7 protein-coding genes are annotated in these 12,335 nt (G+C 53.1%); all 7 read left to right on the top strand.

The genetic code is table 11. The features are described from left to right. Window positions 1–217: 217 nt before the first annotated feature. The 7 genes from BQ5379_RS08740 (at window position 218) to BQ5379_RS08710 (ending at window position 12,254) form a co-directional block, all read left to right on the top strand. Window positions 218–1,201 (top strand): NYN domain-containing protein, encoded by a 984-nt coding sequence (locus tag BQ5379_RS08740; protein ID WP_071135080.1) that lies wholly within the window; start codon window positions 218–220, stop codon window positions 1,199–1,201. A gap of 737 nt (window positions 1,202–1,938) precedes the next feature. Then, window positions 1,939–3,621 (top strand): peptide MFS transporter, encoded by a 1,683-nt coding sequence (locus BQ5379_RS08735; RefSeq protein ID WP_071135079.1) that lies wholly within the window; start codon window positions 1,939–1,941, stop codon window positions 3,619–3,621. A gap of 133 nt (window positions 3,622–3,754) precedes the next feature. Then, window positions 3,755–4,345 (top strand): porin family protein, encoded by a 591-nt coding sequence (locus tag BQ5379_RS08730; RefSeq protein WP_071135078.1) that lies wholly within the window; start codon window positions 3,755–3,757, stop codon window positions 4,343–4,345. A gap of 355 nt (window positions 4,346–4,700) precedes the next feature. Beyond that, window positions 4,701–5,393 carry a potassium channel family protein gene (locus BQ5379_RS08725; RefSeq protein WP_071135077.1) on the top strand — a complete coding sequence of 231 codons (693 nt, stop codon included), beginning with the start codon at window positions 4,701–4,703 and terminating at the stop codon, window positions 5,391–5,393. Between the two features lie 264 nt (window positions 5,394–5,657). After that, the gene (locus BQ5379_RS08720) at window positions 5,658–6,731 is read left to right on the top strand and encodes a tyrosine-type recombinase/integrase (protein ID WP_317039300.1); all 1,074 of its coding nucleotides are present in this window, start codon (window positions 5,658–5,660) and stop codon (window positions 6,729–6,731) included. Window positions 6,732–6,847: 116 nt separating this feature from the next. Further along, on the top strand, window positions 6,848–10,078 hold the full coding sequence (locus BQ5379_RS08715; RefSeq protein ID WP_262493674.1) for a SusC/RagA family TonB-linked outer membrane protein: 3,231 nt from the start codon (window positions 6,848–6,850) through the stop codon (window positions 10,076–10,078). Between the two features lie 25 nt (window positions 10,079–10,103). Next, a complete protein-coding gene (locus BQ5379_RS08710) occupies window positions 10,104–12,254 on the top strand; it encodes a SusD/RagB family nutrient-binding outer membrane lipoprotein (protein ID WP_071135074.1) in 2,151 nt (716 codons plus the stop codon). Window positions 12,255–12,335 lie beyond the last annotated feature (81 nt).

Here is a 12,335-nt window from a genome sequence, read left to right as displayed (position 1 = left end):
TCACCCCGACAACCCGCCGCCACACCCACTCAAACAGGGTTCCTCTTCCGTCGCCAAACCATACCCGAGAATAACTTATTTATAGATAATTACGGCAACTCGACCATTCCGGCACCACTATTACAAGAAAAAAACACACTTTTCGTAAAAATGTATTAACTTTGAACCTATTAAAAACAGAACACAAGGGATACGATAATTACACCTTCTCCATTTTATGTCTTTCTACCATAATGCTCCGAAAATAGGCGTATTCTACGACGGCAACTTCCTGCTCCACGCCTCGAACTATTACAATTATATCCATCCGCAACGCCGCCGCCTTAGCGTCAACGGCCTGCACGACTTTATCAGCCAGCGCGTGGCCGAAGAAGAGGGGCTCGACCCCAAACGCTGCCGCATCTGCGAAGCCCACTATTTCCGCGGCCGCCTCAACGCCTCCGACGCAGCACAACGCGGCAGCCAACTCTACCACGACCGCGTCTTCGACGACATCCTCATGTCCGAAGGCGTCCACACCCACTACCTGCCCCTGCGCAACATCTACGGTCGCAAGGAAGAACGCGGAACCGACGTATGGCTCTCGCTCGAAGTGTTCGAAATGGCCCTCCAGGGCAAGATCGACATCGCCGTACTAGTGGTGGCCGACACCGACTACGTTCCCCTGGTTCGCAAACTGATCGCCATGGGTGTCCGGGTGATGCTCATCAGCTGGGAATTCGAATACACCAACGACGACGGCACCCGCATCGTCACCAAAACCTCGCACGAACTGCTGAACCTGGCCCACTACCCCGTCCCGATGCAGGAGGTGATCGACTGCGGCCTGAAACAGAACAACCAACTGATCCAAAACCTCTTCGTACAAACCCCCGAAAGCCGTTCGAACGCTGCCGACGAGCCCGAACCGGCCGAAGACGACTACTCGATCGAATCCGACGACACCGCCGAAGAGGCCCGCTATACCAGCCAGATCCTCAGCATCAAGAACGGCTACGGTTTCATCAAATATCCCAACAACAACCTCTTCTTCCACAACCTCGACGTGATTGAAGGCGAATTTTCCGAACTCGCCCCCGGCGACGACGTTGAGTTCTCGATCGCCAAGAACGACCAGGGACAGGACATCGCCAAACGGGTCAAACGGCTCGGACGCAACGTCCTCACTCCGAAAGAAGACAACTTCTGGGACAACATTTAAATAAAGAGCCGACACAAGAGGGGGGGGAAAGCAGGTATTGGGAACATTAAGCAGGGTGCCGAGTCCCCGGTGAGGGTTTCTAAAAGCACGGGAGCCTCGCACAAAGACCAAAGTCCCTAAGGCTTGAACCAACAACTCGTTTCACCCCGTACAGCACACCCCCGCATAAAACATCCGAACAAAAACAGCCGGAAGCAAAACGGGAAGACAGTAAACCCGGCGTGACAGAGCTCCGGCAAAATCCTGCGGTACCGGCGGACCCCTGGAGACAACACGGCAGCGGCGTGACTGGAAAACTTCGACCAAGCACCAACTTGCCCTCCAAGACCTCTCCCTCTCCGACAGCCTCCAGCAATTCACACACAACAAGCAACACCATGCGGTCCAATGGGCCGCATTTTTTATATCCCCACCGTAGGGACTGCCTCTCAACGGCAATCCTCACTGCATCGACAGAATGCCGGATTCACTGCCACACCTGCAATTCCCTGTTTTCAGGACAAACATTTCGTCACCGCGCCCCCATCGCCAGTCCCCGACTTTCCAGCGCCACGGTCATCGTGAAACAACATTTGCACAAAATGCCCCACAATTTGTTATAAATTCAACAAAAAACTTGCCTATGTGGGCAAAAACGCTAAATTTGCAATTTATCGGTGTCATAGCTAACGAGTTGGACGATCCAACCCCACCGATCGCACCCTGCGGAATTATTAACCAAAAACAACCATAAGCAAATGTTAAAAGGACAACCCAAAGGCCTGTTCGTACTGGCATTGGCCAATATGGGAGAGCGCTTCGGCTACTACACCATGCTGGCCATCTTCGTGCTCTACATGCAGGCAAAATTCGGCTACACATCGGACGCCACCAGTACCACATTCGGGATCTTCCTGAGTATGGTCTACTTCCTGCCGCTGTTCGGCGGTCTGCTGGCCGACAAGGTGCTCGGCTACGGCAAGACCATCATGCTCGGTATCATCGTGATGTTCGCCGGCTACTTCTGCCTGGCCATCCCGACCGGAACCGGCACCGGCGCACAAATCGCCATGTTCGGATCGCTGGCACTGATCGCCATCGGTACCGGCTGCTTCAAAGGTAACCTGCAGGCACTGGTCGGCAACCTCTACGACGACCCCAAATACAGCGCCAAGCGAGACATCGCCTTCAGCATCTTCTACATGTGTATCAACATCGGCGCCTTCTTCGCCCCCTCGGCCGCCGAAGGCGTATCGAACTACTTCCTCGAAAAGGACGGTTTCACCTATAACGCAGACATCCCGTCGCTGGCCCACCAACTCCAGAACGGTACCATCTCGACCGAAGCCATGGCCAAATTCACCGACCTGGCCGCACAACAGGGCCACGCCGGCGGCGACCTGGCAACTTTCGGCCAGAACTACATCACCAGCCTCAGCCAGTCGTACAACTACGGTTTCGGCGTAGCCTGCCTCTCGCTGATCGTCTCGATGCTGATCTTCGTCGGCTTCCGCAAATACTACAAAGCCGCCGACAAGACCGAAAAACAGAAACAGGCAGAACACAACCCCAACGTGGTGGAACTCACCCCGCAACAGGTCAAAGACCGTATGGTCGCTCTGGGTCTGGTGTTCGCCGTGGTGATCTTCTTCTGGATGGCCTTCCACCAGAACGGTCTGACGATGACCTTCTTCGCCCGCGACTACACGCAAACCTCCGTCAGCGGTCTCGGATGCTTCGGTTTCTCGCTGCTGACCCTGATCCCCTTCGTCGTGGCCTTCTATGGTCTGCTTAGCCTCTTCCAGTCGAAAACCGGCAAAGGTCGACTGGGCGGTCTCATCGTTCTCGTAGTCGGCGCTATCGGAGCCTGGCTGGCCTACACCACCCTGCCCCAGCCGATGAGCATCACCCCGCAGATCTTCCAACAGTTCAACCCCTTCTTCATCATCATCCTGACCCCGGTTACCGTAGGACTCTTCTCGTGGCTCCAGAAACGCAACAGCGAACCCAGCGCTCCGCGTAAGATCGGTATCGGTATGATTATCGCCGCCCTGGGCTTCGTACTGCTGGCCTTCGCCTCGACCGGCCTGCCCACCCCGAACGCTCTCGAAAGCATGGGCGGCCTGGACGAAGCCTCACGCGTGTCGCCCAACTGGCTGATCTCGACCTATTTCGTACTGACCATCGCCGAACTGTTCCTCAGCCCGATGGGTATCTCCTTCGTATCGAAAGTGGCACCGCCCAAATACAAAGGTCTCGCTCAGGGCGGATGGCTCGCCGCAACCGCTGTCGGAAACTACCTCGTCGCCATCATCGGCTACCTCTGGGGCGGCATGCCGCTGTGGATGCTGTGGGGCGTACTGGTCATCTGCTGCGCCATCTCGGCCATCTTCCTGTTCAGTGTGATGAAAAAACTGGAAAGAACAACCAAGGACGCCTAAGATCCTGTCCTATTCTTCCGGAAAAGTACCCCGAAGAATATAAAATCCACACCAAAGCCGGAGAAGATCGACTCTTCTCCGGCTTTTTACATATATTTGTCGGACACCAGAATTCACAGGACACACCCCCACCATGAAACAAACCTTCCTGTTCCTCCTGCTCCTCCTGACTGCCGCCACAGCCACGGCACAAGTCAAAGGACTCGGTTTCGGCCCCCGCGCCGGCGTCAACTTCGCCGACTACAAAAACAGCCCCGGTAGTTCACGCACCGGAGTCTACGCCGGTCTGTTCATCGACTACAACTTCACCCACCGATGGGGGATCGAAACGGGCGCCTACTACTCCCAGCTCGGCTCGACCAACAACGTGGAGATGCAATACACCTCGCACACCGTCCACCGGATGGACTACCTGAGCGTGCCGCTGGTCGGTAAGTTCAACTTCCTCGGCGGATTCCGCGTCATCGCCGGCGTCGAAGGACTCTTCAAACTCTCGGCCGACCGCAAGGAGAAAGAGGGCGGAGCCACCAGTCCGCTCGAAGGCGTGCGCTCCACCAACATGGCCCTCACCATCGGAGCCGGCTATCTGCTCCGATGCGGCCTCGACTTCACCGCCTCTTACTCCAAAGGACTCCGCAGCGCTTTCACCTCGTCTGCCGAGACCACCTGTCCGACCTACTTCCGCGTGGCCGTCGGCTGGCGATTCATCGGCACCAACAAATAACACACATTTCGCCCGCAGGCGATTTACCCTCCCCATTACACACCCCATTCTAGTGCGGCACCACGCGGCACCGGAATGGGGATTTTTTATAGAATCGCCCCCCGTTTTCACAAGAAAAACATACAATAAGCCCCCAGGCTCTCAACCTGCATTTATGCCGTTGGATACCGTACCAAACACATCCGGTCCGGCTTGCAACTTTCATTATTTTGGCTAAATTTTCAGCCGGAAAATCGCCTCAATTTCCCGCCCATACCGGGCTGATGAGACCATGAGACGCTCTTCCCCAGGGGAGACGGGCCGCACACCTCCGCCGGCCCCGGATTGGACAACCATCATTTCTCGCCTTACAACCATGAAATACATTGTGATCGGCCTGGGGAACTTCGGTTCCGTCCTGGCCTCCCGTCTGACGCAAATGGGTCATGAAGTCATCGGCGTCGATGACAACCGCAACCGTGTGAACGAACTCCGCGACAGCCTCTCCAGCACCATCTGTATGGATGCCAGCGACCCCGAGGCTCTGAGAAGCCTTCCGCTCGACCAGGTTGACCTGCTGATCGTGGCCATCGGCGAAAATTTTTCCGCCTCGATCCAAATCGTCGCCCTGCTGCGACAAATGAAAGTCTCGAACATCGCAGCACGCGCCCTGAACGAACTCCACCGAAACGTCCTGCAAGCCCTGGGCGTCGAACGCATCATCTTTCCGGAGCAGGAGGCCGCCGAAGTGATGGCACAATCGCTCGAGTTGAACGAATTCCTCAGCTCCTACCGGATCGACCGTTCGCACTACGTCATGCGTTTCGAACTGCCGCGGACGCTCGACGGCAAAACCATTGCCCAAAGCGGCATCGAAACCGAGGGGCTCCAACTGCTGGCCGTAATCCGCAACCACGAAGAACGGAATGCCATTGGCATCAAATACAACCAGAAGCAGGCACTCGATCCGCTCCTGCCGGAGACGGTCCTGATGGCAGGCGACGTCATCGTTGTGTACGGCACTTTGAATGTTTACAACAATTTCACCAAGACACTGCGCGAAGCCTAAGTTAACTTTACGACAAAGCAATGTAGAAACCCTATAATGAGCGACGTGTATGCAAATTGTATGCGCAGTTTTTCGCATCCACGCCACGTGCCGAAGGAGAGACATCCGATGTACAAATATGCCAAAGACGGAGTCACCATATCATCCATTCTCGATACCCGCCGTGCCAAAAAGAACGGCCTGTATCCGGTAAAGATCCTGGTCACCTACAGACGGGTCCAGAAATACTACTCCACCGGAAAAGAGCTGCTTCCCATCGAGTGTGTGAAATTACCCCGTTCGAGAAGCCCGAAATTACTGGAAATCAGGTCAGACATTAACGGGAGCTTCGATCTGATCAAAAAGCAGACCCAGGAACTGACCGACAAGGGTGAGTTTTCGTTCGACCTGTTGAATCTGCGCCTCGGACGCGGCCACGGCGACACCCTAAATTCCATTTTCAGACACCGGATCAAAACGCTCAAAGACGAGCAACGGATCGGCAACATGCTCTGGTACAACAATGTACTGAAATCCATCGAACGTTTTGCCTCCCGCCGAATCCCCCTAGTCAACATCACGATTCACTGGCTTCAGCGGTACGAGAAATTCCTCATCGCCGAAAAAAAAAGCGCCGTGACGGTGAGCATGCACATGCGTGCCATCCGCGCCATCCTGAACGAAGCGCGTCGCAACGGTATGATCAAAGACACCCAATATCCTTTCGGTAAGGGCAAGTTCGAGATCCACGAGGGGGAGGGCAGAAAAATGGCCCTGAGCATCAAACAGATCGAGCAAATCGTCAACTATTCGGACGGCAGCCCTATAACAGCCTACTATCGTGACCTATGGTTTTTCATCTACCTGTGCAACGGCATCAATGTTGCTGATTTGGTGAAACTTAAATTCTCAAATATTATAGATGGCGAGATCTGTTTTGTCCGCCAAAAGACTGAACGCACCACCAAAAAACGACGCGAAATCCGCGCCACACTGACCAATGAAATGCGTGCCATTCTTAAACAATGGGGGAATCCAGCCGAAAAAGACAACTTTCTTTTCCCTTTTCTAACGGGAAAAGAGACTGCCATGGAGCTGAAAATCAAGACACAAAATCTGACTCGGCGTATCAACTGGCACATGCACATTATCGGCAAGGCCTTGGGGATCGGCAAAATATCCACTTATACGGCCCGTCACTCGTTCGCGACGATTCTAAAACGTCGCGGGGCGAACATCGCATATATTTCGGAGTCGTTAGGCCACAACGACCTCAAAACAACAGCCTACTATTTAGCTGGATTTGAGAAAGACGTACGTAAGAAGAATGCGTCGCTGCTAACCGATTTCAAAAAATAAAAGACCAACGCCATATCTCAAAAGTGTTCGACTTGTATGCAAATTGTATGCACAAAAATATATTGACCCTAAATATCATCCTATTAATTAACACCTTACCTTACATATAAGCCCACATACCCGATGCCTTACAGACAGAGGCGGTGACAGTTACGGCCATGGGTGGTCGTAAACAGAACCGTGCGCTGGGTTATGCTACCTCTACGGTAAAGGGTGACGAATTGGCTCGTACCAACACGCTGAGCCCTGCCAACGCCCTCCAGGGTAAGGTAGCCGGTGTGCGTATTTCGACCGGTGGTGCCGGTGGTGTAACGACTGCCCCGAGCGTAACGATCCGTGGTAACAAGTCGCTGAGCAAGAACAACTCTCCGATCTATGTGATCGACGGTATCGTGATGCAGTACGACCAACAATCCTCTGGTAATTATTGGACTGTTGAGTCTGGTACCATGTACGGTAACCAGTTGAAGAACCTGAACCCGGACGACTACGAATCAGTAACCGTACTGAAAGGTGCAGCCGCAACTTCGCTGTACGGTTCTCGTGGTGCCAACGGTGCCATCGTGATCACCACCAAGAGCGGTAAGGCCCGCAAAGGTATCGGTGTGGAAGTGAACTACTCGCACGAATGGGGTGTCATTTATGAAAACTCGCTCCCTCTTCAGAATACATATGGTATGGGTTCATACGGTAACGGTTACGAAGGTGACCTGATGCCCGGCGTCAGCTCTACCGCTACTTCCTACACTTCCGTATCCTGGGGTCCCTCTTTTGAATCGATGAAAGGCCAGCAAATCTATCAATACTACAAATACTATAAAGAAGGTGGTATTGAAAACCCGCTGGAAGATTTCGTTGCCTATCCGAACAACTGGAAAGCCATGTACCAGAACAGTAACTACGACAACGTGAGCGTAGCACTGACCGGGGGTTCGGAAAAAGCAACCTACCGTCTGTCGTACGGTTATACGAACGGTGACGGTAACATGCCGAACAACAACTTCAACCGCCACTCGATCAACTTCACCACCAACGGTAAGATCAACGACGTCTTCTCGGCAAACTTGAACCTTCAGTACTCGAACTCGAATACCCTGAATGCCAACAACTATACCGGCTTCAGCATGATTACGAACTACTACACCAACCGTAATACGGACTTGGAGTGGTATAAAGATCATTACATTTCGGAAGACGGCAGATCGTTTATCGGCGGTGTAACGAACTCGTACTTTAATACGTACAACTCGTTACTTCAGAACATTGCTGAGAATAACGTAAACCGTAATGAACAGACCTTGATCACCCAGTTGGGCTTGAACGCCCAGTTCACCGATTGGTTGGACGCCAGCGTCAGCGTAACTTACAACAACTGGCAGATCTTCACCGAAACCAAGAATGCCGGTTACCTGAAAACGGGTCAATACGCCATCAGCGGCAGCACCTCTTCGTCGTACGATGGTACCGCTCAGATCCACGGTAACAAACGTTTCCTGGACGACAACCTCGGCTTGGACGTACGTGTTTTTGCTCAGTTGTATGGTAATGCCGTAGGTGCATCTTACAATAAGAGTACGAAAAATGGTCTGGTCGTACCGGGCGTTTTCTCCTTTGCCAACTCGAAAGATCCGATCACGCAATCTGAAATGGGCGTTGGTAAATCGAACCGTAACTCGATGACCCTCGGTGTCGGTGGTGCCATCAACCTTGACTGGAAAGACCAGGTCTTCCTGGAATTCACCGCCCGTAACGACTGGTTGAGCTCGCTGCTCTATCCGACCTGGATTCCCTACGGTCAGAACAACTACTCGGTATTCTATCCTTCGGTGAACCTGTCGTGGGTATTCTCGGATACCTTCCAGATCAACCCCGACGTTCTCTCGTTCGGTAAACTGCGTGCTTCGTTCGCTCAGGTAGGTATGGGTACTTCGGCTTACCAGACCGCCAACGGTGCCGGTGGCTTCAGCATCGGAACTGTATACAGCCCGTCAAACACTGCGTTGACTACCGCTGGTTTCAACAACGGTACTCTCCCGAACTACGACCTGAAACCTGAAATTCAGAGTTCTTGGGAATTCGGTGCCGACCTTCGTTTCCTGAACGGTGCGATCGGTGTCGATGTAGCCTACTACAAGACCAACACCCGCAACCAGATTCTCTCGCTGAGCGCCGTATCGGAATCGGGTGTAAGCTCGCAGCTGATCAACGCCGGTAACATCCAGAACCAGGGTTGGGAAATCCAACTTGACTTCGCTCCGATCCGCACCCGTACCGTAACCTGGAACATCGGTGCCAACTGGAGCCGCAACCGTGGTAAGATCAAGGAACTGGCCAACAACATCGACTACTACACCATCACCGGTTATGCATGGGACGGTTCGATGACCCCGGGTGTTTATGCCTTCGTAGGCGGTGAATACGGTGTCTTCTGCTCCGGTAACGGTTATGGCTATCTGACTCCGATTGCCAAATATAACAACGTCAACGACCCGAATGACTACCGCAACGGTATGAAGTACATCTCCATTGCCGGTAAATATGGTGAAACCACCGTTCCGGGTACCGACTTCCCGACCAACATGGTTTACGACTATGTAAGTGCAGGCAACATTACCGGTTACTTCGGTGAAGAAGCTTCGTACTGGGGTGGCAAAGAATACCGTACCGAAATTCTGGGTCACGTAGAACCTGACTTCGACTTCGGTTTCAACACCAACGTAATGGTTAACCTGCCGAACAACAGTGGTTCGATCGACTTCTACGCTCAGATCGACGGTCGTTCGGGTGGTGACCTGGCCATCGGTAACAAATACTACTTCGACGGTCGCGGTAGTGCCGAATACACTCTGTACGGTCGTGACAAAGAACACGGCGGTGTTGCCCGTGTGAACTACAAAGGCGAAACCGTCTACAACGGTATTGTTCCGGAAGACGTGGTATTCTACACCGGTTCGACCGTAACGAGCATGAAGACCGGTGAAGAGGTTGACCTCTCCGGTATGACCTTCCGTGAAGCTTACGAAGCCGGTCACATCCAGCCGATCCTTGCTTCGACTTGGAACGGTTACGCAACCGGTTGGCCCGAACAGCAGATGGCAAAACAGAGCTACGTAGCACTGCGTGAGTTGACCCTGGGTTACAACTTCCCGGAAAAATGGATCAAACACGTAGGTCTGCAGTCGGCCCGTCTGGCCTTCACCGCACGTAACCTCTGCTACATCTACAACGGTACCGGTATCGGTGTGAACCCGGACGGCAACCTGTCGAACAACTCGCTGACTCCGTACAACTACGCTACCACTCCGTTCATGCGTAACTTCTCGTTCTCGCTGAATCTGAGATTCTAATTCAATCACAAGAAAAAGACAGCATATGAAACTAACAAAATATATCCTCGGCGGTTTGGCAGCGCTGGCCCTTGTCGGTTGTCAGGACAAGATGCGTGAGCTGAACACCAACCCCGATACGATCGGGGATACCAACCCCGAATATATGTTCCTGTCCGCCATGAGTAATCTCGATTTTGATTCGCGCGGTGCAGGTCAAGTAAGATGGTCTTCGGGGGTCAACATGCAGTACTTCGTGTATTACACGGGAGCCGGTGACGGTACCTACTGTGACGATCAGGCCATGAAATGGTCATCTCTGCCCATGATCGATTATTACTACAGTTGGTACAAAAGCAAAGGCTACTCCATGGTGTCGATCATGAACTACATCGACGACAACCTGGACGAAGCTGCCGCTCAGAAGTATCAGGACCTTCGTGCTATCTGCGGTATTGTGAAAGTTTACGAAGCGTTCCGCGTGTTCCAGAACTATGGTGCTAACGTCTATTCGCAGGCCTTCAAGGCTATCACCGACGGTATCACCCTGCCGGAGTATGACATCTTCAGCAACGAGACCTACGAAGCTCTAGACGATGAACTGGCCGGCTACATCGCCGTACTGGAACAGCAGAACAGCGGCCAATGTGATCTGGGAGTATATGACCCGATTTACGGCTATGTACTTCCGGAAGGCGCAGCACAAGCTGCAATGGCACACGTGTCGCGCGGCAATTATGACGAACAGCGCACGCTGTGGAAGAAGTTTGCCAACTCGTACCGCCTCTACATGGCCTGGATCATGAAGAATGCCGATCAGGCACGCTTCGACAAGGTGCTGGCTGAAACCAGCGCTTCGGGACGTTTCGAAAGCGCTTCCGATGGTGCATACACCTACCTGAACGGCCCGAGCAACGGTTCCAACAGCAGTGGTACGTATGCAGCCGCTGAAAATGCCGACATCAGCACCTTGTATTCGGTATCGGATAACTTCGTATGGTACCTGAAACAGCTGAATGACCCGCGTCTGCCGCTGCTGGCCCGTGCCAACAACCTCTACGAAGCCAATACGGCTCTGGAATGGATCAAAAAATACTATCCGGACTCGCTGGAACAGCACATGGTTTACAACGACAAAACCAAAACCTGGAGCCTGCAAAGCTGGAATGGTGTATTTGATTTCTGGACTGATCCGATGCTGGCTTACCAGGGCCAGTCGGCCAACCCGTATGACGCTGACAAAACCAATGCCGGTAAATTCTGGGGTCAGAGCACCTTTACCTTCACGTTCTATGCTCCTGGTTATATTAAGGGAGATGAAGAACACAACAAGACGCTCTTCCCGTGGACGGTAACCAACCCGAACGATCCGACTGACACCTACACCATTGAGACTCGCGCAGACACCTCGTTCTCGATCGAGATCGGCAGCCGTCCGCAAGGTCGTTACTTCCTGTCGGCCGGTGGTCAGTACGGTTCGTATGACGGTCAGGGACGTAACGGTTTCGACGGTACCGACGCCGACCGCTTTACTCTCTACTTCCGTCGTCCGCTCTACACCTATCCGGAGTACTGTTTCATGATGGCTTACCTGTCTCTCGACGGGGTTAACACCGGAAAATCGGCTGACGAATGGTACAACACCGCAGTGACCTCCGCAATGGAAGAACTGCAGAATACGGCTATCACCAGCAATATTCAGGTGGCTACCAATCTGATCCATACCCACGAAGATGAGACCTACGGCCTGCAATACATCAACCCGGAAATTGTCGGCATCAACGACAATGGTGTGTATAGCATCACGGATAAGATTGGCTCGTATGTTAACAGCGTAGCTCTGTCGAACTTCTCGGATCAGAAAGCTGCTGTCGTAGGTCAGATGTGGATCTACAGCTATCTGGATCCGGTTAAGATGTGGGACTGGTGGCGTGTCACCGGCTACCCGAAAATCGTGGAAGTCGAAACCCCGGCTGATCGTCCCACCGACCGTCTGCCCTACTGGGTGGAACCCCACGCCAACGCGGATTATGAAAAAGTTCTCGAGTTCCCGCGTCGTAGCGCTCTTCCGCAGCCCGAAGCTGCCAACAACGCTAACTACAACGCCGCTCGCGATGAGTTGATGAAGCAGGCAAACTACGGTACCACCTACAACGACAACTCCGGACGTATCTACTGGGATACCCAAGGGTTGTAATCGTTCACGTACTTCGATGAAACAGGGTTCTGCTCGGATGTTCCGGGCAGAATCCTGCTGTTTATTGAGAAGTCTCACTCA

Origin of the sequence: Millionella massiliensis, from assembly GCF_900104655.1 — a bacterium.
GTDB classification, from domain to species: Bacteria; Bacteroidota; Bacteroidia; order Bacteroidales; family Rikenellaceae; genus Rikenella; species Rikenella massiliensis.
Note: the sequence above shows the minus strand (reverse complement) of the source record. Positions and strands in the feature narration are given on the sequence as shown.

Excerpts from the sequence above, each read along its gene's own strand:
- BQ5379_RS08735 (WP_071135079.1), top strand. The coding sequence starts at position 1,939 with ATGTTAAAAGGACAACCCAAAGGCCTGTTCGTACTGGCATTGGCCAAT.
- BQ5379_RS08730 (WP_071135078.1), top strand. The coding sequence starts at position 3,755 with ATGAAACAAACCTTCCTGTTCCTCCTGCTCCTCCTGACTGCCGCCACA.
- BQ5379_RS08710 (WP_071135074.1), top strand. The coding sequence starts at position 10,104 with ATGAAACTAACAAAATATATCCTCGGCGGTTTGGCAGCGCTGGCCCTT.
- BQ5379_RS08740 (WP_071135080.1), top strand. The coding sequence starts at position 218 with ATGTCTTTCTACCATAATGCTCCGAAAATAGGCGTATTCTACGACGGC.
- BQ5379_RS08725 (WP_071135077.1), top strand. The coding sequence starts at position 4,701 with ATGAAATACATTGTGATCGGCCTGGGGAACTTCGGTTCCGTCCTGGCC.